At 69.8% G+C, this 21,474-nt stretch carries 21 protein-coding genes; 13 read left to right on the top strand and 8 right to left on the bottom strand.

From position 1 onward, the window contains the following. Positions 1–185 precede the first annotated feature (185 nt). Complete coding sequence (locus ACE3T5_RS13760) at positions 186–2,153, top strand: sigma-54-dependent Fis family transcriptional regulator (RefSeq protein WP_374668587.1); 1,968 nt, start codon at positions 186–188, stop codon at positions 2,151–2,153. 81 nt (positions 2,154–2,234) lie between these two features. Then, entirely contained in the window at positions 2,235–2,975 is a 741-nt protein-coding gene (locus ACE3T5_RS13755; protein ID WP_374668585.1) for a hypothetical protein, read from the top strand. 387 nt (positions 2,976–3,362) lie between these two features. On the opposite strand, the gene ACE3T5_RS13750 is transcribed toward ACE3T5_RS13755, so the two are convergent. Then, positions 3,363–3,857, bottom strand: coding sequence for a GNAT family N-acetyltransferase (locus tag ACE3T5_RS13750; protein ID WP_374668583.1), 495 nt, complete (start codon positions 3,855–3,857; stop codon positions 3,363–3,365). A gap of 75 nt (positions 3,858–3,932) precedes the next feature. Then, positions 3,933–5,027, bottom strand: a complete 1,095-nt coding sequence (locus ACE3T5_RS13745) for an alpha/beta fold hydrolase (protein WP_374668581.1) — start codon at positions 5,025–5,027, stop codon at positions 3,933–3,935. A 92-nt stretch (positions 5,028–5,119) separates the two neighbouring features. On the opposite strand from ACE3T5_RS13745, the gene ACE3T5_RS13740 reads away from it, so the two are divergent. Then, positions 5,120–5,350: a hypothetical protein gene (locus ACE3T5_RS13740; RefSeq protein WP_374668579.1), complete on the top strand. Its 231-nt coding sequence runs from the start codon at positions 5,120–5,122 to the stop codon at positions 5,348–5,350. Positions 5,351–5,386: 36 nt separating this feature from the next. Here ACE3T5_RS13740 and ACE3T5_RS13735 read toward each other — a convergent pair whose 3' ends face one another. Further along, positions 5,387–6,391: an alpha/beta hydrolase family protein gene (locus ACE3T5_RS13735; protein WP_374668578.1), complete on the bottom strand. Its 1,005-nt coding sequence runs from the start codon at positions 6,389–6,391 to the stop codon at positions 5,387–5,389. Positions 6,392–6,589: 198 nt separating this feature from the next. Here ACE3T5_RS13735 and ACE3T5_RS13730 point away from each other — a divergent pair, with 198 nt between their 5' ends. Continuing rightward, positions 6,590–7,543 carry a tripartite tricarboxylate transporter substrate binding protein gene (locus ACE3T5_RS13730; protein WP_374668576.1) on the top strand — a complete coding sequence of 318 codons (954 nt, stop codon included), beginning with the start codon at positions 6,590–6,592 and terminating at the stop codon, positions 7,541–7,543. Between the two features lie 8 nt (positions 7,544–7,551). Here ACE3T5_RS13730 and ACE3T5_RS13725 read toward each other — a convergent pair whose 3' ends face one another. Beyond that, positions 7,552–8,559, bottom strand: a complete 1,008-nt coding sequence (locus tag ACE3T5_RS13725; RefSeq protein WP_374668575.1) for a LysR family transcriptional regulator — start codon at positions 8,557–8,559, stop codon at positions 7,552–7,554. A gap of 62 nt (positions 8,560–8,621) precedes the next feature. Here ACE3T5_RS13725 and ACE3T5_RS13720 point away from each other — a divergent pair, with 62 nt between their 5' ends. Then, a complete protein-coding gene (locus ACE3T5_RS13720) occupies positions 8,622–9,392 on the top strand; it encodes a class I SAM-dependent methyltransferase (RefSeq protein ID WP_374668573.1) in 771 nt (256 codons plus the stop codon). Positions 9,393–9,410: 18 nt separating this feature from the next. Here the strand turns inward: ACE3T5_RS13720 and ACE3T5_RS13715 are convergent, their stop codons facing one another. Genes ACE3T5_RS13715 through ACE3T5_RS13705 form a run of 3 tightly spaced genes read right to left on the bottom strand, consistent with a single transcriptional unit; the run spans position 9,411 to position 11,885 of the window. Further along, the gene (locus ACE3T5_RS13715; protein WP_374668571.1) at positions 9,411–10,412 is read right to left on the bottom strand and encodes an NAD-dependent epimerase/dehydratase family protein; all 1,002 of its coding nucleotides are present in this window, start codon (positions 10,410–10,412) and stop codon (positions 9,411–9,413) included. A gap of 32 nt (positions 10,413–10,444) precedes the next feature. After that, positions 10,445–11,254, bottom strand: coding sequence for an IclR family transcriptional regulator (locus ACE3T5_RS13710; protein ID WP_374668569.1), 810 nt, complete (start codon positions 11,252–11,254; stop codon positions 10,445–10,447). Positions 11,255–11,261: 7 nt separating this feature from the next. Further along, positions 11,262–11,885 carry a flavin reductase family protein gene (locus ACE3T5_RS13705; protein ID WP_374668567.1) on the bottom strand — a complete coding sequence of 208 codons (624 nt, stop codon included), beginning with the start codon at positions 11,883–11,885 and terminating at the stop codon, positions 11,262–11,264. A gap of 186 nt (positions 11,886–12,071) precedes the next feature. Here ACE3T5_RS13705 and ACE3T5_RS13700 point away from each other — a divergent pair, with 186 nt between their 5' ends. From ACE3T5_RS13700 to ACE3T5_RS13680, 5 genes are read left to right on the top strand one after another with little or no spacing between them, the layout of a single operon-like run. Further along, positions 12,072–13,046 (top strand): Bug family tripartite tricarboxylate transporter substrate binding protein, encoded by a 975-nt coding sequence (locus tag ACE3T5_RS13700; protein ID WP_374668565.1) that lies wholly within the window; start codon positions 12,072–12,074, stop codon positions 13,044–13,046. A 2-nt stretch (positions 13,047–13,048) separates the two neighbouring features. Further along, the gene (locus ACE3T5_RS13695; RefSeq protein WP_374668563.1) at positions 13,049–13,435 is read left to right on the top strand and encodes a RidA family protein; all 387 of its coding nucleotides are present in this window, start codon (positions 13,049–13,051) and stop codon (positions 13,433–13,435) included. A 9-nt stretch (positions 13,436–13,444) separates the two neighbouring features. After that, a complete protein-coding gene (locus ACE3T5_RS13690) occupies positions 13,445–14,332 on the top strand; it encodes an amidohydrolase (protein ID WP_374668561.1) in 888 nt (295 codons plus the stop codon). After that, positions 14,329–14,976 (top strand): fumarylacetoacetate hydrolase family protein, encoded by a 648-nt coding sequence (locus ACE3T5_RS13685; RefSeq protein WP_374668559.1) that lies wholly within the window; start codon positions 14,329–14,331, stop codon positions 14,974–14,976. Before ACE3T5_RS13690 ends, ACE3T5_RS13685 begins: the two co-directional genes overlap by 4 nt. Beyond that, the gene (locus tag ACE3T5_RS13680) at positions 14,973–15,767 is read left to right on the top strand and encodes a fumarylacetoacetate hydrolase family protein (RefSeq protein WP_374668557.1); all 795 of its coding nucleotides are present in this window, start codon (positions 14,973–14,975) and stop codon (positions 15,765–15,767) included. The genes ACE3T5_RS13685 and ACE3T5_RS13680 overlap by 4 nt, the downstream gene beginning before the upstream one ends. A gap of 41 nt (positions 15,768–15,808) precedes the next feature. Here ACE3T5_RS13680 and ACE3T5_RS13675 read toward each other — a convergent pair whose 3' ends face one another. Further along, positions 15,809–16,699, bottom strand: coding sequence for a LysR family transcriptional regulator (locus tag ACE3T5_RS13675; protein WP_374668555.1), 891 nt, complete (start codon positions 16,697–16,699; stop codon positions 15,809–15,811). Between the two features lie 101 nt (positions 16,700–16,800). Between ACE3T5_RS13675 and ACE3T5_RS13670 the strand changes: the two genes are divergently transcribed. From ACE3T5_RS13670 to ACE3T5_RS13660, 3 genes are all read left to right on the top strand, one after another. Beyond that, a complete protein-coding gene (locus ACE3T5_RS13670; protein WP_374668553.1) occupies positions 16,801–18,879 on the top strand; it encodes a hydantoinase/oxoprolinase family protein in 2,079 nt (692 codons plus the stop codon). Then, positions 18,879–20,747: a hydantoinase B/oxoprolinase family protein gene (locus ACE3T5_RS13665; protein ID WP_374668551.1), complete on the top strand. Its 1,869-nt coding sequence runs from the start codon at positions 18,879–18,881 to the stop codon at positions 20,745–20,747. The genes ACE3T5_RS13670 and ACE3T5_RS13665 overlap by 1 nt, the downstream gene beginning before the upstream one ends. Before the next feature lie 34 nt (positions 20,748–20,781). Beyond that, the coding region (locus ACE3T5_RS13660; protein ID WP_374668549.1) for a tripartite tricarboxylate transporter substrate-binding protein at positions 20,782–21,474 on the top strand (693 nt) is incomplete at its 3' end.

Genomic DNA, 21,474 nt, shown 5'->3' with positions numbered 1-21,474 from the left:
GCTCTGCGAAGGCCGTGCCAGTGAGGGGTTTGCGCATGAAATGCCAGTCAGCGCGGCGAAAGTCTGCGCGCGTGCAATGGGTTTCGGTGTTCCGGCGCCCGCTGAAACGCGATGCAGTGTTCCAGAGTGGAACAGTGCAGCCCGGAATCCCGCTCGAAGAACAGAAGACGACGGAGACAAGGCCCATGGCCCCTGCGACCCCTGTGGCGCCCGCGCCCGCGCCCGCGCCCGCGGCACCCCGGCAATTGCGCGAAGCGCGCCGCCAGCTGCTGCATCGCGGTGCCGTGCCCGGTGACCTGCTCGATGCGCGGCTGGCGCGCTCCTGGCAGCGCAGCTGGCAGGCCGGGCTGCAGCCCTGCGGCCGCATGCCGGGCGCGCCCCATGCATCGGCCCCGCAATTGGCCCGCGCGCTGGAGGCGCAGCGGGAGCTGGTGGCGCATGCGCAGCCGGTGATGGAGTTCGTCGCCGAGCAGACGCAGGGCACCGAGAGCATGGTGATCCTGGCGGGGCCCGATGGCGTGCTGCTGCGTGCGCTGGGTGACTTGCACTTCCTGGACAGAGCCCAGCGCGTCGCCCTGCGGCCGGGCGCCACCTGGTGTGAGCAGCATCGCGGCACCAACGCCATCGGCACGGCATTGGCCGAGCGGCAGGCGCTGGTCGTGCACGCGGGGGAGCACTATCTGGAGCGCAATGGCTTCCTCACCTGCGCGGCCGCGCCCATCCTCGCACCCGGTGGCACGCTGCTGGGCGTGCTGGACGTGTCGGGCGACCAGCGCGGCTATTACCGCCACACGCTGGGCCTGGTGCGCTCGGCCGCACGGATGATCGAGCACCGCCTGTTCGAGACGCGGCACGATCCACGCCACTGGGGCGGGCTGCGCCTGCGACTGCATACGCAGCCCGAAGGCATCGGCACCGTCACCGAAGGCCTGCTGGCCGTGGACGAAGCCGGCCACGTTGTCGGCGCAAGCCAGCGCGCGCTGGACTGGCTGGGCCTCGCCTGGGCCGACGTGGGGCGGGTGGGCGTCGATGAGGTGGTGGATTCCTCGGTGGACCAGCTCGCAGCCTGGGGCGCGCGTGGACCGGGCGCTCCGCGCGTGCTGCACACCCGCGCGGGCCAGGCGATCTGGGCACGGGTGGAAGGGGGCCGACCCGCGCCTCAAGTGCTGGCGCCGATGACAGAGGCGTCCGTGCCTGGCGCCGCCGTCACCACCGACGCACCCGAAGACGCCCTGGCCACGCTGGACACGGGCGACGCCGCGATGCACCAGGCCATCACCCGCGCGCGCAAACTGCTGCACAAGCCCATCGCGCTGCTGCTGCAAGGGGAGTCCGGCGTGGGCAAGGAGGTGTTCGCCCGCGCCATGCACGCGAGCGGCCCGCGTGCCGCACGCCCCTTCGTGGCGGTGAACTGCGCCGCGTTGCCTGAGCACCTGATCGAGGCCGAGCTGTTCGGCTACGAGCGCGGCGCCTTCACCGGCGCGTTGCGCGAAGGCTCCCCCGGCCGCGTGCGCGAGGCCGATGGCGGCACGCTGTTCCTGGACGAGATCGGTGACATGCCGCTGGCCCTGCAGGCCCGCCTGCTGCGCGTGCTGCAGGACCGTGCCGTGGTGCCGCTGGGCGGCGGCCGGCCGGTGCGGGTGGACTTCGCGCTCATGTGCGCCACGCACCGCGACCTGCAGGCCGAGATCGCTGCGGGCCGCTTCCGCGAAGACCTGTACTACCGCCTGAACGGCCTCACGCTGCGCCTGCCCCCGCTGCGCGAGCGCACCGACATCGAGGCGTTGATCCGCGCCGAGCTGCGCACGCAGGAGCCTGAGCGCGAGGTGACCGTGGCCCCTGATCTGCTGGCCGCCCTGTGCGCCCATCGCTGGCCCGGCAACCTGCGCCAGCTGGCCAGCGTGCTGCGCACTGCCTGCGCGCTGCTGGATGCGCACGAGCAGGTGATCGGCTGGGCGCATGTGTGCGAGGACACGGCGCGGGCGCTGCGGGCGGCTTCAAGCCCGGTGCAGGAGGAGGCGGCGCTGGACCTGCGTGCGCTGTCCCGGCATGCGGTGGCGCGCAAGCTGGCGGAGTGCGGGGGCAACGTGACGGAGGCGGCGCGGGCGCTGGGGATTGGAAGGAATACGGTGTATCGGAAGTTGCGGGGGTAGGGGCGGGCCGGCAACGCGAGCGGCCGCACTGTCGCGGGCAACAGGTAGAGTGCCGGCTCGAACCCGCAGAATGCCGTCGCCATGCAGACCTACTGCCCCAGCTGCGCCATCGAAGTGGCCCCCGATGCCCGGGCGTGCGCCGCCTGCGGCGCCAACTTCACGGCCAGGGATGGATGGCGGCCGACGACGGAGCGGCCCGTGCCGAGCCCGAGTTTCGAACAGGAACTCCAGGAAGTCGTCAAGCACCGGATCCAGTTCCGCAAGCTGGCCCGCAGCCTGTTCGTCAACGACAAGAAGTGGCCCTGGCAGGCCACGCTGATCTGGGCCCTGGCGGCCGCCTGGTATGGCTGGCTGTTCAGCCCGCTGGTGGTCTATCGCGTGGTCGGCGTTCCGGAGCTGGCGGATCTGCGGGTCATCGAGGGGCGTCTTCGCATGGAGGGACCTTACACGGTCTACTCGTCCAGGCTGCCGCCGCCGCGCTACTACATCGACAACGAGTCGGGTAGTACGCGCCTTCACTGCGCGCCACTGCCGCACCCTAAGGGTTGCTACGCCATCTCCTACGCGTGCTACGGGACGTCCTCGAATGCAACGGTCTGGTTCGACCGCTACTTCGGGATTCTCCAGATCCGCTGTATCAAGCGAGATGGCGACGAGGCATTCTTCCCTTACGACAGCTCCGTGGAATTGGACGTGCTCAAGCAGCTTGGCCGCGACGGCAAGGGCGCCGTGATCATCTTCCCGATCCTGCTGTTCATCTATGCGCGGCAGGTGGTGCGGGTCTATCGCGGCAGCGTGGAGGCAGACGCTTCTCGCACCTGAGGGGCGGTGCCAGCTGGATCGCGAGATCACCAGGCCTTTCTCGACCGCATCCCCGCCGGGTGCCCGACCCTCCATGTCCCCATGCAGGGTGCGGCGGCCGGCCTGAGTCAGCTGAGGCTGAGCGAGGTGGATGGGGGTGCGCGCCGAGCCCCCGCGCTTGATGGTCTCGGTGGCGGAAGTGCGCGTGGCGCGCGAGCTGGGGTTCCCTTCGGTCACCACCAGCCTACGAACACCTGGGTCGAGGCTTTCTCGTAGGCTGGGATGGAGCGCAGCGCAATCCCAGCGATGGGCACAGGCGTGCTCGCTCGATATCATCCATCTCGATGGTGCGGCTGAGCCAGGCGGTGCCGCCCAGGATGAGGAGGGGCTTGGGGGCGTGTTCGGTGATCATGGGGCGCGATATCGCGCATACAGGACGCGGCCAATCACCTGGCCTGCCTTGACCGCGCTGAAGGGCATATGTCCCTCAAGTACATAGCCGGCCTTCCTGGCGACCGCCTGGGAGGCGAGGTTCGAGTCGAAGATGGGCGCGTAGAGGCGGGTGAGCTCGGCGATCTCCGCGATGGCCCAGTCCGACGCAGTGCGAAGGGCGTCGGTGGCGATCCCGCGCCCCCAGTACGCCCGGCCGATCCAGTAGCCGACTTCGGCGTTGCACCGGAGCCAGCCTGCGTCCGGGCGCACGCCGATGCATCCCACCATCTCGCCGTCGATCGACAGGCCCCAGACAATGCCACCCGCGCGCCACCCGCCGGAGCACCAGGCCTGCGCGTCAGCGAGCGTGTATGGCCTCGGAAAGCCCTCGAACAGGTTCTTCCACACCAGTTCATCGTCGGCATGACGCTGCAGCGAAGCCGCATGTTCCGGTGACAGTGGCGCCAGCAACGCGCGCTGGCCTGCCAGAGTGGGCGGGAAGGTAATTGGCTGCTTTCGACTCGCATGCCGGTCACCAACGGCGCCCTACAGAAACCGCCCCAGCACATCCATCACCTGCTCCGGCGCCTCCTGCTGGACCCAGTGTCCCGCACCGGGAATGAGAAAGGTGCCTCGATACGCCGGGATGCCCGCTTCCATGGCGTTCAATGCCCCGGCCGTCTGATGGATGCCCCAGTCGCGGTCGCCGGCGATGAACAGGCAGGGCACTTCCAGCTTCCTGCCCGCAAACAGTTCCATGTCCGTCTGCATGCCCGGCACGGTGGTGCAGCGGTACCAGTTCAACCCGCCCTGGAATCCCGTTCGGCCGAACTCACTAGCGTAGAACGCCAGATCCTCATCGGTCAGCCATGAGCAGGCGGCGATCTGTTCCGGCGTGGGCATGAAGGGGGCGACAGTCGCGGCCATGTCGGCGCCCTGGTCCATCACGTAGTAGGTGGGAAGGCGCGCCAGTTCCTCGGCTGTCATGGCCTTCAGCGGGTAGGGTCGATTGCCATCCCAGTCGCCACTCTTCACATGAAAGTAGGCGCGCAGAAAGTCCCGGATGCCTTGGGGACTGTTCTGCATGTCTGCGTTGGCCTCGGCGGTGGAGTAGTACCACACATAGTGCTTGCGGGATCGCTCCAGCGCGGCCAGTTCGGCCAGGAAAGGCGGCGGCCCCGCCTTGCTGGCCCCCACAGGGGGCGCAGGCCGGAACGGCGCGCTCATCATGACGCATGACCTGAACACATCAGGGCGGGTCAGCGCGCACCAACCGGCCACGGGCGACCCGAAGTCGTGGCCGATGACGGCATGAACCTGCGAAGCACCCAGTGCCTGCACCAGGGCCAGCACGTCGGTGGCGATCCGGGAGAGCGAGAAGGATCGCAGGTCGCCTTCGAACCGCGCGTCCCAGCCGGTCGTTCGCCCGTAACCGCGCTGGTCCGGCGCGACGACGTGGAAGCCGAGGTCGGCCAGCGGCTTCATGACCTTTCGCCACGAGTAGGCCAGTTCCGGAAAGCCGTGCAGCAGCACAACGAGCGGGCGGCCGGGTTCGCCCGCTTCCAGAACGTGCATGTTCAGGCCGGTCGCCACATCGATCTGTCGGGACCGGATGCCGGAAGGCAGGTGGGGGTGGGGCATGTTCGCCATGGGTGGGATCGCCGCGTCTGGCGCGCGTTGACTCTACTGGCGTTCTCAGCACAATGGAAGCGTTCACCTCGCAGGAGTCACACGTGTCAAGAAGGACCCCGTCCGTTGCAGCGGCGGTGCTGAATCGCCAAGAGGGTGCCGCAGACAAGAGCCCGGAGCAGAAGCGCCTGGTCGGCGGTGAGGCCGGCGCTCGCTCATGGGCTGCAGCCAACAAGCTCATCGGCAACGGCAAGCAGATGACCTCGCGGCAGAAGCTTCCGTACGGGCCGCTCGGCGGCTCCGGGCGCAAGACCAACCGGTCGCGTTCTTCCTGAGGCGACCCTGCTTCGCCAGTTGCCGGCGCGAACGCCTCAGTACCGGTTCTCCACCCGCTCCAGCAGTGCCGCATGCCGCGCGGCCGAGGTCTCGAACGCGGCGGGCTCCCCATCGAACACCGACCGCAGGAAATCCAGCGCCAGCTCGCGCGTGGCCGCCTTGACCTGGGGGTTCCACTCGGCGCCGCCGGTGCCCAGGCGATCCGTGAAGATGCTGTGCGAGCCGCCCTTGAACACGGCCAGTGACTTGCGCGTGCCGCCCACGGCGGCATAGACCTCGATCCGTTCCTGCAAGCCCGACGCGTAGCCGGGGATGCGGATGTCGTCGTCGGCAGCGGTGATGTGCAATGTGGGGATCTGGACCGGACGCAGGATGCTCTGCGGGTCGGGCTCGCCGTGGAAGGGCGGTGCGGAGATCACCACGGCGGCACGAATGCGCGGGTCGCCGAAACCCACCACACGGCCTTCGCGGCGCAACTGGGCCCCGGCGACCAGCAGCGTGGTGTTGGCGCCATACGAGTGGCCGGCTGCCGCGATCCGCGTCGTGTCGATGCGCGCGGCCAGGTCGCTGCCGAGCAGGCGATCGAGGGCGAAGCCCAGGTCGAGCGCGCGGTCCTTCGCCTCGGATTCCTGCGCCGCATCCTGCAGGCGCGACATCAGCGTGAGCGGGTTGCCCGTCCAGAGGCTGCGGTCGCTGCCCGCGTGCTGCAGGTGCAGGCTGGCGTACCCCTGGGACGCCCAGTACTTGCCCAGGTAGGTGTAGCCCTCGCGGGAACCGCCGATGCCATGGGAGAACACCACCAGCGGCACCGGGCCGCTGCGCTGCGCCGGCAGGTACAGCTTGGCCTGCACCGTGCGCGCGCGCCGGCTGTCGTCCCAGCTGAAGTAGTGCGTCTCATGGCTGGCCGCATCCGGCATGGGCAGCGCGGCCGCCAGGCTGCTCTCGCGGGCGGCCGCACGGGCTTGCCAGGCGTCCGGCACGGGCTGGGCGCAGCCGGCGAGGGCGGCCGCAAGGGCCAGGGGCAGCAGCAGATGTTTCATCGCCGCCATTGTTGGGCCGGCGAATTAGAGGGGGATTAGGCCGGCGCAGGCCACCGCCGGATGGGCCGCAGGCGCTGAGGCCCTCTTGCTGGTGTGAACCAGCGGTTGAGGCCCGCTCCACCGGGGCGTTGCTTCACAGGGTTGCCGCGATCGCCCACACTGCCCTCATCCCATCAACTGGAGCTTGAGATGCATCGAATGGCTGAGATCCTGTTCGCCTGCGGCCTCGCACTGCTGACGTCGCACGCCCATGCGCAAGCCGCCTATCCGGCGATGCCGATACGGCTGATCGTCCCGACCCCGGCCGGCGGGCCGAGCGACGCAGCGGCACGCGCCCTGGCCAGGGGGCTGTCGGCCGGACTCGGCCAGGAAGTCGTGGTCGACAACCGGCCAGGGGCCAACGCCGGCATCGGCGCGCAGGCGGTGCTCAACGCGGCGCCCGACGGCTACACCTTGCTCTTTGCCCTGGCCTCCAATGCCGGCTTGCCGTACCTGAGCAAGTCAGCGCCGTACAAGTCCATCACCGAGTTCTCGCCGATCGCCAGCGTCGGCGGCAACACGCAATGCCTGGTGGTGCCCGCGAGCGTGGCCGCGAAGACCTTGCCCGAGTTCGTGGCGCATGCCAAGGCCAGTCCGAAGCCGCTCCTGCGCGGCTCCAACAATGTGGCCGAGGACATGGTGGCGGGGCAAGTCACGGGGGCACTGGGTTTCCAGCTGGACCGGGTGCCTTACCGGGGCGCACCGCAGATGCTGCCGGATCTGCTGGAAGGCCGGATCCAGGCGGCTGTGCTGCCCGTCGGGGCCAGCCTGCCGCACGTGCGATCGGGCCGGCTGGTGATGCTGGGCTGCAGCATGGCGGAGCGTCTGACCAGCGTTCCCAACGTGCCCACGCTGCGGGAGTCAGGCGTGACGGCGGCGCCGCTGATCACCGCGCACTTCCTGGTGGGGCCGCCCAGGCTGCGGGCGGACATCGTCGAACAGCTCGCCGCCGCAGTGCGCCGCGCCACCCAGACGGCCGACTACAAGCAGGAAATGGAGCGACTGCTCATTTCGGGGCCGGTGCGGTCGCCCGCCGAGACGCGTGAGCTGATGCTGCAAGCGGAAGCCCAGTACATGCAGTACGCGCGTGACACCGGCGCCAGTGTCGATTGAGGCAGCGGTCAGCGCCGGTTCAGCCAGCTGGACGCCCTGCGGTGGTTGCCCTGATGCCAGGCGGGCCGCCCGGCCGCGTCGGAGAGGACGGCACCCCCTGTGAGCTGCGCGAGATCGGCGCAGCGGGCTTCCACCCACTCCATGAAGACGCGCAGGCGGAGGGTTCGACGATGCTCGGGACGATAGTAGAGGGCCAGCGGAGGCGGGTCCATGAGCTCCCAATCCAGCAATGCTGGCACGAGGCGGCCACTGGCCAGCGCTTCCTGCTCCGTGGCATGGGCCGCACGCATCACGCCGGCATCGCGCCGCACCAGCTCGACCAGGTGGTCGCGATGGTTCGAGCTCAGCCAGCCCGACACCACGACCTCCTCGATCACCTCCTCGCGTCCGCCAAGCTGGCGATAGCGCCACAGGTCCAGCAGCTTGCCGTAGGGATTGCGGTAGCAGAGGCAGTTGTGTCGGGTCAGCTCCTGGGGATGCCGCGGCATGCCGTGGCGCCGCCAGTACTCGGGCGTGGCGACCGTGACCTGGCGCATGACCGGCAGCTCGCGACGGACCCAGTCCCCAGCGTCGAACCATCCATGCAGAAGCAGCACGTCGCAATCCCGGGCGGCCGCGTCGTCGACATGGACGACGGCGCGTGCGTCCAGCCCGAGATCCGGGTAGCTGGCGTGAAAGTCCGGCAAGCCCGGAACGACCGCGTGCTGCAGGAAGAAGGGCGTCGCACCGATCACGAGCGTGCCCTGCGGCCGTTGCTTCGACTGCCGCAAGCCATCATCCGCCGCCTGCAAAAGCGCCACCAGGGGCGCACAGGCCTCCGCGTACTGGGCGCCGTCCACCGTGAGCGTGAGCCCGTTGTGTGCGCGCTCGAAGAGCCGCGTGCCGAGCTGCGCTTCCAGCGCGCTCACCAGCTTCGCCACCGCCTGCAGGCTCACGCCCTGCTGCCGGGCGGCGGCGGAGAGGCTGCCGGCCTGGGCCGCGGAAAGAAAGTATTGAATCGCTCTGAGCTTGTCCAAGGTACGGGGAGTGTGGCGTGAACGGGTCCAGTATGACAACGGCCGGCCCATCCGGTGAGTTCGTGTTCGACGATGGCGCGGCCTACGAGCAGATGATGGGCCGGTGGAGCGCGCTCGTGGCGCGCCCTTTCCTCGATTGGTTGCAGCTGCCGGCGGGTCTGGACTGGCTGGACGCCGGTTGCGGCGACGGGTCCTTCACGCGGGTTCTCGTGGAGGCGCAGATGCCGCGGTCCGTGACCGGCGTCGATCCCGCGCCCGCCCAGCTGGCGTTCGCCCGGCAGCGGGCGGCCACCGCCACGGTCCGGTTCGTCGAGGGGGACGCGCAAGCGCTCCCCATGGAAGACCGTTGTGTGGACGCGGCGGTGATGGCCTTGGTCCTCTTCTTCCTGCCGGACCCGCTGCTGGGTGTTCGGGAGATGGTGCGCGTCTGCCGACCCGGCGGCCTGGTCGCCGCCTACCACTGGGATCTGGCTGGCGGCGGTCTGCCGTTGCAGCCCATCCTCGATGCGGTCCGCCGCCAAGGGCACGACTCGCCGATGCCCCAGAGCGCCTGGGCGTCATCACTCACGGCCTCTGCGGGTCTGTGGCAGGACGCGGGCCTGACGGACGTGCAGACATGTGCCTTCGAGGTACGGCGTCGCTTCGACGACTTCGAGGCCTATTGGCGATCAGCTCTGGGGAGTCCGCGCCTGCGCCAGTTGTCGGCCTCGCTCGACGCCGGGCAGCTGCGGGAAGCGCGCGAAAGGGTCATGCAACAGTTGCAAGCCTCTAGCGATGGGCATGTGGAGGTGACTGCGCGGGCGAATGCGGTCAAGGGTCGAACGCCCGCCTGATCCTCGGCCGTCGCGCGCTCAGCCCCGCAGCGCCAGCAGCAGCGCGGCCTCTTCCTCGTCTGTCAGGCCGGCGCGGCGCGGTGTGTCGGCGGCACGCGTGTGCTCCCACGCCAGCGTGTCGGCCAGCGTCTGCGGCAGGGGCCGCAGCGACAGGCCCGCTGCCACCGCTCGCTGGCCGTCGCGCGCGCCGAAGCCCGCGTAGTCGGCCATCGGCAGCCACAGCGGCAGCGATTTCGGGCCAGCCCACGGCGCCACACCCTGGGCCGTGAGCCAATCGGTGGGCGCCGCCACCACGGCACCGTCATGGCCAGCCACTTCGCGTGCCACGGCCAGGTGGTCGGCCAGCGGCACGACGGGACCGACCGCGTTGAAGATGCCGGCCGTGCGCCGCACCGCGCAGTCCACGATCCAGCGCGCGAGGTCTCGCACGTCGATGACCTGCGTCGCGCCCGTGGCGGGCTCGGGCACCAGCACCGGCTGGCCGGTCACGCGGGCGCGGGCGAAGCGCGAGGGCCAGTACCCCGTGCGGTCCGACCGGTCGCCCGGCCCGCCGATCAGGCCCGGCCGCACGATCAGGGATCGGTGGTCGCCGAAGGCGGCGCGCACATGCTGCTCGCAAGCCGCCTTGGCAGCGCCGTACTCGCCCATGTCGGCCATGGCGTCCGCAGCCAGCGGGGCGAGCAAGGGCGCGTCTTCGTCCTCGTGCGGCGTCTGGTGGCTGGCGTACACGCTGGCCGAAGAGACGAAGATGCAGTGGCCGCAGCGCGGTGCCAGTGCATCGGCGGCTGCCCGCACCTGGCCAGGCTGGCTGGCGATGTCGACCACCACGTCCCAGTGATTGCCGGTGACGCCGGCGTACGCGTCGTCGGCTTTGCGGTCGGCCTGCACCAGCGTGGCGCCCGCGGGCACAGCGCCGGATTTTCCGCGTGCCAGGCAGGTCACCGCATGGCCGTCGGCCAGCGCCAGTTGCGCGACGGTGGCGCCGAGCCACCCGGTACCGCCGAGGATCAGCATGTGCATGGGGGCAATTGTGCCGGCCGGGCATGGCCGGTTCAGCGGCGGCGGCTGCGGGCCCGCTCGATCTCGCCAAGGCGCTGGCACACCAGCGTCGCCTGCTCGTGCATCCGTGCCACGGTGCCGCGCACGCGCTCGCGCGGCAGGCGGTCGGCCAGCGCGGCGATGCTGATCGCGCCCACCACGCCGCCGGTCGCGTCGCGCAGGGGCACGGCCAGCGCGCTCGTGCCAGGCATCACGCCTTCGGGCGCGTAGGTGTGCCCGTGCGTGCGACACGCCTCCGCTGCGGCCAGCACCTGGGTCACGGTGCGGCCGGCGCCTTGCAGCCGCTGCGCATTGCGTTGCGTCAGCGCCCGCGCCTCCGCCACCGGCAGACCGGCCAGCAAGGCGATGCCCGACACGCTGGCGCCCAGGGGCCGGCGCGCGCCCACGTCGATCGAGAGCACCTGGATCGGGTCCGAGCCCAGGTGCCTGGCGATGCACACCGAATCGGCCCCGTGACGCACGCTCAGGAACACGGTGTGCCCCGCCGCAGCGGCCAGCGCCGCCAGGTAGGGTTCTGCAATGCCGCGGATCGACACGCCGCCGGTGCGTGCCAGGCCCAGCAGCGTGATCTCGTGCCCGATGCGGTAGCGGCGCGTGGCCGGGTCCTGCTCGACGGCCGTCTCTTCCATCAGCACCTTTAGGAAGCGGTGCACGGTGGGCGGTGTCAGGCCCGACATCGTGGCCACGTCGGTCAGGCGCACCCCGCGGTCTTGCCCCGCCGCCACCAGCCGCAGGATCGCCAGGGCCCGGCGCACGCTCTGCGCGCCGTCGGTCGGTTCCGCGGGGGCGGGCGCGCGCGCCATGGTGGGCTCAGCCTTCCATCACCGTCTTGCCGGTCTGCGCCACCGCGCGCAGCGTGACCACTTTGCCCAGCGTCGCGTAGTTCGGGCCGCCCAGCCGGCAGATCGGGTTGAGCGCCAGCGTGTCGATCTTGCCGTCGCGCGCCAGGCCGTCGCGCACGTGGAAGGCGAGCACCTCGCCCACCATGAACTCCGAACCCGTGGCGCCGAAGGCGATCGACTGGTGCAGCCGGCATTCCATGGCCACGGGCGGCGCGGCCAGGCGAGGCACCGCGATGAAGTCGCTGGGCACGGTTTCCAGGCCCAGCAGTTCCACCTCGCTCACCTCCGGGGGATGTTCTTCCGAGCTGTCGTGCAGGGGGTGGAGGAGGGCCTCGTCAGCGATGTGCACCACGTACTCGCGCTGCGCCAGGATGTTGTTGCCGGTGTCCTTCATCACGCCGGCCTTGCGGCCGATGTTCACGCCGATCATGGGCGGCTTGTTCGAGACGAAGGTGAAGGCGCTGAAGGGCGCGAGGTTCAGCACGCCCGCGGCCGAGCGCGTGCACACCCAGGCGATGGGGCGGGGCACGATGATGCCCGTGAGCAGCTTGTAGGTTTGCTGCGGGTCCAGGTCGGAGGCGAGGATGCGCATGGCAGGTGTCCAGGATGCGGAAGAGCGGGCGGGGTGCCGGATGGGCGAATCCTAGAACACAGCAGTGGCGGGGCGCAGATGGGGTGCCGCGATTTCTTCCATGATCTGGAAGTTTCGCGCAGATCCCGATTGCCGCTGCCCAGCGGCTTGCCTAGAGTCGGGTCCCATTGAAGGAGACAACCGACCATGCGCAAGCTCATTGCCCTCGCCGCTTTCGGCGCTGCCGTGCTGGGTGCCACCGGCCCCGCCATCGCCCAGGACACGTGGCCCGCCAAGCCCATTCGCATCGTGGTGCCTTACCCGCCCGGCGGCAACGTCGACGGTGCCGCGCGCATCATTGCGCAAGACCTGCAGAAGGCCCTGGGCCAGCCCATCGTGGTGGAGAACAAGGCCGGCGCCGGCGGGCTGATCGCCGGCGAGTCCGTGGCCAAGGCCGAACCCGATGGCTACACGCTGTTCCTGGCGGCCAACGGCCCGCTGCTGTTCTCGCCCACCATCTTCAATCGGCCGGTGTATCACTGGCAGAAGAACTTCGTGCCCATCTCCACGGTGTCGCTCACGCCGTTGCTGATCCAGGTGCATCCGTCGGTGAACGCGAAGACCGTGCCCGAGCTGCTGGCGCTGGCCAAGGCCAACCCGAAGGCGGTGACCATGGCTTCGCCCGGCGCGGGTACCACCAACCACCTGCTGAGCGAGATGCTGCAGAAGGCCACCGGCGTGCAATGGACGACGGTGCACTACAAGGGCAACGCGCCCGCCACCAATGACCTGCTGGGCGGGCAGGTGCAGTTCAACTTCGACCAGGTGTCGGTGGCCCAGGCCTTCATCAAGGACGGCCGCACCCGCGCGCTGGCCGTGGTGGCGCCCAAGCGCGTGCCCTGGCTGCCCAACGTGCCCACGCTGGAAGAGCAGGGCATCAAGGGCGTGGAAGGCCAGACGTTCACCGGCCTGCTGGCGCCGGCCGGCACGCCGCCGGCCGTGATCAGCAAGCTGAACGCGGCGCTCAAGACGGTGCTGGAGACCAAGGCCATCCAGGACCGCTTCTTCCAGGCCGGCGCCGAGGCCACGTGGATGTCCACGCAGCAGTTCAGCACCTACCTGCAGAAGGAAGAGGACACCTGGATCCCGATCATCAAGGCCGCGAACATCACCGCGCAGTGAACATGACCGAGCGCCAGACGCTGCACGTGGCGGGCTTCAGCCACAAGAACCCGATCCCGGCCGCCGCCCGCAAGGGCCCGCTGTTGCAGAGCGGCCTGATCAACGGCATGGACCCCGCCACGGGCAAGATGGGGGAGGGCCTGGAGGCACAGTGCGCGCTGATGTTCCAGCAGGTGCGCAGCGTGCTCGCCGCCGCTGGTGGCACGCCCGATGACCTGGTGCGCATGACGGTGTGGCTGCAGGACTTCACCCAGCGCGGCCCGCTCAACGAGCAGTGGCTCGCGATGTTCCCCGATGCCGAGCACCGGCCCGCGCGCGTGACGCTGCAGGCTGCCGGCCTGACCACCGGCATCCTGGTGCAGTGCGAGATCACTGCCTGGATCGACTGACACCCGCCCATGCCTGACTACTACCCCTTCGACCCCAACCCGCGCATCCCGTCGCGCCAGGCCCTGCCGGGCGCCATCGACGCGCAGTTCCACATCCTCGGCCCGCGCGAGAGGTACCCGGTGCGCCCGGGCGCGGCCTACGAGATGCCCACGGCCACGCCCGCGGCGCTGAAGCGGGTGCACGGCGCGCTGGGTTTCCAGCGCGGCATCGTGGTGCAGACCACCACCTACGGCGAAGACCACACGGTGGTGCTCGACGCGCTGGCCGAGCTGGGGCCCGGCTACAAGGGCTGCGCGAACGCGCTGGTGTTCGAGGCGCGTGACGATGCGTACCTGCACAAGCTGCACGACGCGGGGGTGCGCGGTGCGCGCTTCTCGTTCCGCCAGGCGCTGGGCGCGGTGCTGAGCGCGCCCGCGTTCGAGCGCGCGGTGGCCCGCATCCGCGAGATGGGCTGGTACATGAAGATCCAGCCCGAGCAGAACGGCATTGCCGAGAGCCTGCCCTGGTTCGAGCACATCGAGGACCTGCCCATCCTCATCGACCACATGGGGCGCGCCGATGCCGCCCTGGGTGCGGAACGTGACCCCAACGTGCGCAAGCTGCGCGAGCTGCTGGCGCGCGGCAACTTCTGGGTGATGCTGTCGCTGGGCGAGAAGGTCTCGGTGCAGGGGGAGCCCTACGACGACGTGGTGCCCATCGCCCGCGCGCTGATCGACGCCGCGCCCGACCGCTGCGTGTGGGCCAGCGACTGGCCGCACCCCGTCTCGAAGAAGCAGCCGCCCAACGACGCCGATCTGCTGGAGCTGCTGTACCGCTATGTCCGCAGTGAAGACGAGTTGCGCCGCATCCTCGTGGACAATCCCTCGGTGCTGTTCGGCTACGGGAGCGCCGCATGAGGACGCGGACCGTTGTCGGAGCGCTCCTGAACTTCCAGGACGAATGGAAGGCCCTGGAACCCGCCATGCACCAGGAGCCGCACTTCAAGCCGCCGCAGCACGTGGTGCTGTACCTGAAGCCCGCCAATACCTTCAGCCACGACGGTGCGGCCATCGTGCTGCCCGCCGGCGTGAGCGAGGTGCGCGTGGGCGCGACGCTGGGCGTGGTGATCGGGCGGCCCGCCGCGCGCGTGCCCGAGGCGGCAGCGATGGATTTCGTGGCGGGCTATGTGCCGGTGAATGACGTGACGGTGCCGCATCAGGCGGTGCTGCGCCCGCCCATCAAGCAGAAGTGCCGCGATGGCTTCTGCCCCATCGGCACGCAGGTGCCGGCGGCCGCGGTGGCGAACCCCGACGCGCTGGAACTCCGCGCCTTCGTCAACGGTGAACTGAAGTCCACGCACAGCCTGCGTGAGCTGATCCGCCCTGTGGCGCGGCTGATGGCAGACGTGACCGAGTTCATGACCCTGGAGCCGGGCGACATCCTGCTGGTGGGGGTGCCGCACGGCGTGCCGCTGGCGCGCGCGGGCGACGAGGTGGCGGTGGAGATCGATGGTGTGGGGCGTGTGAGCAACCGCATCCACGCACAAGGGGAGTTGGCATGAGGCAAGGCCGTGTTGTCTATGGCGGCGCCATCCATGGCTGCACGCCGGCCGCGGGCGGCGGCGTGCGTCTGGCCGATGGCCGCGTGGTGGCCGAGGAGGCCGTGCAGTGGCTGCCGCCCATCGAGCCGCGCACGATCTTTACCCTGGCGCTGAACTACGCGGACCACGCCACCGAGCTGGCCGCGAAATCGTCGAAGGAGCAGGGCAGCTTCCTGCAGGCGCAGCGCAGCGAACCCATCGTCTTCCTGAAGGCGGCCAATGCCCTCATCGGCCACCGGGGCCTGACGCGCCGGCCGGCCGAGGCCGAGTTCATGCACTACGAGTGCGAACTCGTGGTGGTGATCGGCCGCGAAGCGCGCAACGTGCGCAAGGAAGACGCACTGGCCTACGTGGGCGGCTACACCGTGGGCAATGATTACGCGATCCGCAACTTCCTGGAGCCGTACTACCGGCCCAACCTGCGCGTGAAGAACCGCGATGGCTGCACCGCGATGGGCCCGTGGTTCGTGCCCGCCGCCGAGGTGCCCGACCCGCAGGCCCTGCGCCTCACCACGCACGTGAACGGGCAGCTGGTGCAGGAAGGCTCCAGCGCCGACATGATCCACGACGTGGCCTCGCTCATCGAATTCCTCAGCGGCATCATGACCCTGTCTCCCGGCGACGTGATCTACACCGGCACGCCCAAGGGATCGGTGGATGTGCGGCCGGGCGACGAGGTGGTGTGCGAGGTGGAAGGCGTTGGCCGGCTGGTGAATACGTTGATGGCAGACTGGACGCCGGCGCCGCTGTAGCGGGACCTGCCCCCGCAGGGGCGTTTGCATGGGGCGCCGTCTCAGCCCTGCCGGCCGAACTCGCGCACCATGCGTACGAAGGCGGCCGTGACGGCCGACCCGTCGGCACGCCGATAGATGCAATTCACGTCCAGCAGCTTGCTGGACGCCTGCGCCAGCGGGCGGTAGGCAACGCCAGGCACTTGCACGTAGGCCGCGGATGCCGGCACCAGGCAGGCCCCGAAGCCGGCCGCCACCAGCGCGATGCCCGTCACCGCATCCTCCACGGTCTGGCTGAGCGTGGGGCGCAGCCCGACGCGTTCGAACAACGAGAACACCACATCGGTGAAGTTGGGCCGCGGCCCGCTCGCAAACAGCACCAGCGGGCAATCCGCCAGGTGCTGCACCCGCAGCTGCTTGCGCTGCAGCAAGGCGTGGCCTTCCGGCAGGGCCACCAGCAGCCGCTCGTGCTGCAACGTCTCGCTGGCCATGTCGGGGTAGCTGGAGGTGAGGCGGCTGAATCCGGCATGGATGCGCCCCTGCCGCAGCGCCTGGATCTGGTCGCCCTTGTTCATGGTGTGGAAGACCAGCTCCACGCCAGGGTGCGCCGCGCGGAACGCCGCCAGCAGTTGCGGCAGGCGGCCGAACATCACCGAGCCGAACACTGCCACGTCGAGCCGGCCGATCTGCCCCGCGTGGGCGCTGCGTGCGCGGGCGGCGGCGCGCGGCACCAGGTCGAGGATGTTGCGCGCGTCGTCGAGGAACAGGCGTCCGGCTTCGGTGAGTTCCACGCCGCGGGAGGTGCGCTCGAACAGGCGCGCGCCGACATCGATCTCGAGCTGGCGGATCTGGCGCGTGAGCGGGGGCTGCGAAAGGTGCAGCCGCTCGGCTGCCCGGCTGAGGTTCTTGGCCTCGGCCACGGCGACGAAGTAGCGCAGTTGCCTCAATTCCATGGGTGCTCCTTGCCATACCCAAACGGTATGGCCGCGCCCTGCGATGGTATTGGACTGGAGGGGTCTGGGGAAGCCACACTGCCGCAAAGACCTTCCGCACCATGACGATTTCCACCGCCTCCCGCTCTCCCTCCCATCGCGTCGCCGCGGATGTGGGGGGAACATTCACCGACGTGGTGACGTTCGACGAGCACACCGGACGCTCCTGCTTCGGCAAGACGCTGACGACGCCCGACAGCCTGATCGAGGGCATCGTCACCGGGGTGAAGAAGGCGGGGCCGGAGATCGCCGACACCCGCCTCTTCCTGCATGGCACCACCGTGGCCATCAACACGATCCTGGAACGCACGGGCGCGCGCACCGCGTTGATCACCACGCGGGGCTTTCGCGACATCTACGAGATCGGCCGCATCAACCGGCCGGATGCCTACAACCTGTTCTTCACCAAGCACGAGCCGCTCATCCAGCGGGCCTGGCGCTACGAGCTCACCGAACGCATGAGCGCAAAGGGCGAAGTGCTGGTCCCTCTGGACGACCAGGAGCTGGAGACGATCGCCCGCCAGCTGCGCGAGGAAGACGCGCAGGCCGTGGCCATCCTGTTCCTGCACTCCTACGCCAACCCGGCCCACGAGCTGCATGCCAAGCAGCGGCTGCAGGCGCTGTGCCCTGGCATGTTCATCACCGCCTCGCACGAGATCTCGCAGGAATACCGCGAGTTCGAGCGCACCTCCACGGTGGCCGCCAATGCCTACGTGGGCCCGCGGGTGCGCAGCTACCTGGCGGAGATCGATCAGCGGCTGGCCCGCGAGCGCTTCCAGGGCAGCTTCTACGTGGTGCAGTCCAGCGGTGGCCTGTATGACGTGCAGAGCGCGCAGAGCGAATGCATCCGCATGCTCGAATCGGGCCCCGCGGCGGGCGTGATCGGTACCCAGGCGGTGTGCGAGCGGCTGGGTCTGCGCCATGCCATTGCCTTCGACATGGGCGGCACCACCGCCAAGGCCGGCGTGGTGGCCGACGGTGAGGTGGTGATGGCCGGCAACATCATGATCGGCGGTTACAACAACGGCCTGCCGATCCAGATTCCGCTGATCGACATCCAGGAGGTGGGCACGGGCGGCGGCAGCCTGGCGCGCGTGGAGCCGGGCGGCGGCCTGCGCGTGGGTCCGCAGAGCGCGGGCGCGGTCCCCGGCCCGGCCTGCTATGCGCGGGGCGGCACGCTGCCGACGGTGACGGACGCGAACCTGGTGCTCGGCCGGCTGAGCGCCACGCGCTTCCTGGGCGGCGAGATGCCGCTCGATCTGGAGCGTGCGCGCTCGGCGCTGCAGACGCACGTGGCCGGGCCGCTGGGCATCGACGTTCTGGCCGCCGCGGAAGGCATCATCCGCATCGCGGCCACCACCATGTCCCACGTGGTCACGCGCGTCACCACGGAGCGCGGGCTGGATGCCGGCGACTTCAGCATGGTGGGCTACGGCGGCGCAGGGCCGCTGCATGCGAGCCTGGTGGCGCGCGAGCTTCGCATGCCCCAGCTGATCATCCCGCCCTCGCCGGGCCACTTCTCCGCCTACGGCATGCTGATGGCCGACCTGCGGCGCGACTTCGTGAAGACCTGGTTCCGGCCGCTTGCCGGCCTGCAGATCGCAGAGATGGAGCGGATCTACGCCGCCATGGAAGAAGAGGGCCGCGCCTCGTTGCAGGGGCAGGTGCCCGGCGGCGCTGCCCTCGTCACCCGCCGCGCGGCCGACATGCGCTATGTGGGTCAGGAGCACTCCGTCACCGTGGATCTGCCGGCGGCACTCTTCGCAGCCCAGGACGTCGCTGGCATCAAGCGGCAGTTCGACGCGATCCATGCGCGACGCTACGGCTTCAGCAACGCGAACGCACCGGCGGAGATTGTGAGCCTGCATGCCTCGGTGATCGGCCCCCTGCCCAAGCCCGAGAGCCCGCGTCTCGCTGCGAGCCAGCACGCCCCCGCGCACGAGGCGCGGCCGGTGTACTTCAGCGAGGCTGGCGGCTTCGTCGACACGCCCGTGGTTCAGCGCGCCGCGCTGGCGGCGGGCGACACCCTGGCCGGGCCGGCGCTGGTGGAGGAACACGCCTCCACCACCGTCGTGCTGCCGGGCGACCACCTGGAGGTGAGCCCCTGGGGCGACCTCGTCATCCGGATCGGAAACCAATGATGCAGACGCAGCCACCCAACCTCGCGCCAGGCGCCGCCATGCACGACCCCGTGGTTACCGAGATCGTGCGCAACGGTCTGGTGGCCATCACCGAGGAGATGAAGGCCATCCTCATGCGCACGGCCTACAACATGATCATCTACGAGGCGCAGGATTTCACCGTGGGCGTGTTCGACGCGCGCGGCGACACGGTCTCCATCGGCATCGGCCTGCCCATGTTCATTCGCGGCATGAGCGACACCGTGAAGGCCATGATCGGGCACTTCGGCGTCGAGAACCTGCACCCCGGTGACGTTCTGCTCACCAACGACGCCTACATCACGGGCAGCCACCTGAACCACATGACCTTCGTGGTACCGGTGTTCGACGGCGACCGTCTGGTTGCCTTCACCGCGTGCATGGCGCATTGGGTGGATATCGGCGGCGTGCTCGACGGCATGACGACCGACATCTATGCAGAGGGGCTGCAGATGCCCATCGTCAAGTACGAGCGACAGGGCGAGGTCAACCGCGACATCCTGGCCATCATCCGGATGAACGTGCGCGTGCCTGACCGCGCCAATGGTGACCTCGACGCGCAGGTGGCCGCCGTGAAGATGGGTGCCCGCCGCTTCTCGGAAATGCTGCGCCGCTACGGTACCGAGGCTGTGCTGGGGGGCATCGCGGCGATCATGGACCACACCGAGGCAGTGGCGCGCGAACACGTGCGCAGCATCCCTGACGGCGTGTACGAGGCCGAGTCGTATATGGACGACGACGGCGTGGCCTCGGGGCGCCGCATCCCCATCCGAGTGAAGGTGACGGTGCGCGGCGACGAGATGGAGATCGACCTGAGCGACGTGGGCGAGCAGGTGCGCGGCTTCTACAACTCGGGCGAGGCCGCGGGTCGCGCCTGCTGCCAGGTTGCCTTCAAGTGCCTCACCTCGGCGCTGGAGCGCCCCATCAACGAGGGCAGCTTCCGGCCGCTGAAGATCGTGCTGCCGCCGGGCCGCGTGGTCAGCGCGGTGCGCCCCGCCGCCATGCGCTGGTGGATGACCTTCCCGATGACGGTGGTAGACACGATCTTCAAGGCGCTCGCGCCGGCCATCCCCGACCGCGTGATCGCCGGCCATCATGCGGACCTGATGTCGGCCATCATCAACACGCGCCGGCCCGACGGCCAGCTGATGATCTTCTCCGGCGGGCTCATCGGTGGCGGCTGGGGCGCCAAGCGCGGCGCGGACGGATCGCACGCCACCATCTGCATCAACGACGGCGACACGCACAATGCGCCCATCGAGCAGCTCGAAGCGAAGTACCCGGTCGTGATCGAGCGCTACCAGTTGCGCCGTGACTCCGGCGGCGCGGGCACCTGGCAGGGCGGCCTGGGCACGGAGAAGGTGGGGCGCGCGGTGAACACGCTCATGTTCAACTGCCAGGTGGATCGCACCCACTGCCGGCCCTGGGGGTTGTTCGGTGGCCTCTCGGGCGCGGGCAACCAGGTGTCGGTGCAGCTCGAGGACGAGGCCGAGACCTTCTTTCCCAGCGGCAAGGTGCTGGCCCGTTCGCTCAAGCCGAACGAGCGCTACGTGCTGCGGTCCGGCGGTGGCGGCGGCTACGGCAATCCGCTGGAGCGGCCGGTGGAACGGGTCGAGTTCGACATCCTGCAGGGCTACGTGTCGGCCGGGCGCGCCGAGAAGCTGTACGGGATCGTCTTCGCAGAGAGCGGCCACATCGACCACGAGGCCACCGCCGCCCGGCGCCGGGAGATGGCCGCGCGTGGCGAGCCCACCGACCTCCACGACGTCGAGGTGCACGAACCCTCGCCGCTGGCCGGCACCTTGTTTCAATCCGGGGGCCTGTCACGCCTGCCGGGACGCTGCTGCTGACACCTTGCACCAGAACCCAGAAGGAGACTACGCCATGACCCATCCCGTTCGCCGATCCGTGCTCGCCGCCGTCGCGGCCATCCTCTCCGCGGCCTGCGTGCCGGCGCTGGCCCAGCAGCCTGCGGCAGCCTTTCCATCACGCGTGGTGCGCATCGTGGTGCCCTTCAGCCCGGGCGGGTCGGCGGACGCATCGGCGCGCATCCTGGCCGAGCGGCTGGCGGAGATCTGGCAGCAGCCCGTGATCATCGAGAACAAGCCCGGTGCGGGCACGACCGTTGCCTCGGCCTACGTGGCGCAGTCGGCGCCTGACGGGCACACGCTCTACCTGGCCTATGTGCTGTCGTATGCGACTTCCGCAAGCCTCTACACCAAGCTGCCCTACGACCCCGCCACGGCGCTGGCCCCCGTCTCGCTGGTGGCCGACGCTCCCTTCGTGCTCTCGGTCTCGCCCACCACCAAGGTCGCCACCGTGGCTGACCTGGTGGCGCTGGCCAAGGCCACGCCCCAGGGGCTGTCGTACGCGTCCACCGGCAATGGCGCCGGCCCGCACCTCACCACCGAGATGTTCCTGCGCCGGGCGGGCATGAAGGCCACCCACATTCCCTACCGCGGCACCAACGAGGCGCTGACCTCGCTCATCGGCGATCAGGTGCAGTTCAGCGTGTTCGACGCGGCGGCGCTGGGCCATCTGCGCAGCGGCCGGGTCCGGCCTGTGGCCGTGACCTCG

The organism is Ramlibacter sp., from assembly GCF_041916345.1.
In the GTDB taxonomy this organism is placed as follows: domain Bacteria; phylum Pseudomonadota; class Gammaproteobacteria; order Burkholderiales; family Burkholderiaceae_C; genus Ramlibacter.
This window is presented reverse-complemented; position numbering and strand designations above follow the sequence as displayed.

Excerpts from the sequence above, each read along its gene's own strand:
- ACE3T5_RS13760 (WP_374668587.1), top strand. The coding sequence starts at position 186 with ATGGCCCCTGCGACCCCTGTGGCGCCCGCGCCCGCGCCCGCGCCCGCG.
- ACE3T5_RS13755 (WP_374668585.1), top strand. The coding sequence starts at position 2,235 with ATGCAGACCTACTGCCCCAGCTGCGCCATCGAAGTGGCCCCCGATGCC.
- ACE3T5_RS13745 (WP_374668581.1), bottom strand. The coding sequence starts at position 5,027 with ATGCCCCACCCCCACCTGCCTTCCGGCATCCGGTCCCGACAGATCGAT.
- ACE3T5_RS13735 (WP_374668578.1), bottom strand. The coding sequence starts at position 6,391 with ATGAAACATCTGCTGCTGCCCCTGGCCCTTGCGGCCGCCCTCGCCGGC.
- ACE3T5_RS13730 (WP_374668576.1), top strand. The coding sequence starts at position 6,590 with ATGGCTGAGATCCTGTTCGCCTGCGGCCTCGCACTGCTGACGTCGCAC.
- ACE3T5_RS13715 (WP_374668571.1), bottom strand. The coding sequence starts at position 10,412 with ATGCACATGCTGATCCTCGGCGGTACCGGGTGGCTCGGCGCCACCGTC.
- ACE3T5_RS13710 (WP_374668569.1), bottom strand. The coding sequence starts at position 11,254 with ATGGCGCGCGCGCCCGCCCCCGCGGAACCGACCGACGGCGCGCAGAGC.
- ACE3T5_RS13705 (WP_374668567.1), bottom strand. The coding sequence starts at position 11,885 with ATGCGCATCCTCGCCTCCGACCTGGACCCGCAGCAAACCTACAAGCTG.
- ACE3T5_RS13700 (WP_374668565.1), top strand. The coding sequence starts at position 12,072 with ATGCGCAAGCTCATTGCCCTCGCCGCTTTCGGCGCTGCCGTGCTGGGT.
- ACE3T5_RS13695 (WP_374668563.1), top strand. The coding sequence starts at position 13,049 with ATGACCGAGCGCCAGACGCTGCACGTGGCGGGCTTCAGCCACAAGAAC.
- ACE3T5_RS13690 (WP_374668561.1), top strand. The coding sequence starts at position 13,445 with ATGCCTGACTACTACCCCTTCGACCCCAACCCGCGCATCCCGTCGCGC.
- ACE3T5_RS13685 (WP_374668559.1), top strand. The coding sequence starts at position 14,329 with ATGAGGACGCGGACCGTTGTCGGAGCGCTCCTGAACTTCCAGGACGAA.
- ACE3T5_RS13680 (WP_374668557.1), top strand. The coding sequence starts at position 14,973 with ATGAGGCAAGGCCGTGTTGTCTATGGCGGCGCCATCCATGGCTGCACG.
- ACE3T5_RS13675 (WP_374668555.1), bottom strand. The coding sequence starts at position 16,699 with ATGGAATTGAGGCAACTGCGCTACTTCGTCGCCGTGGCCGAGGCCAAG.
- ACE3T5_RS13670 (WP_374668553.1), top strand. The coding sequence starts at position 16,801 with ATGACGATTTCCACCGCCTCCCGCTCTCCCTCCCATCGCGTCGCCGCG.
- ACE3T5_RS13665 (WP_374668551.1), top strand. The coding sequence starts at position 18,879 with ATGCAGACGCAGCCACCCAACCTCGCGCCAGGCGCCGCCATGCACGAC.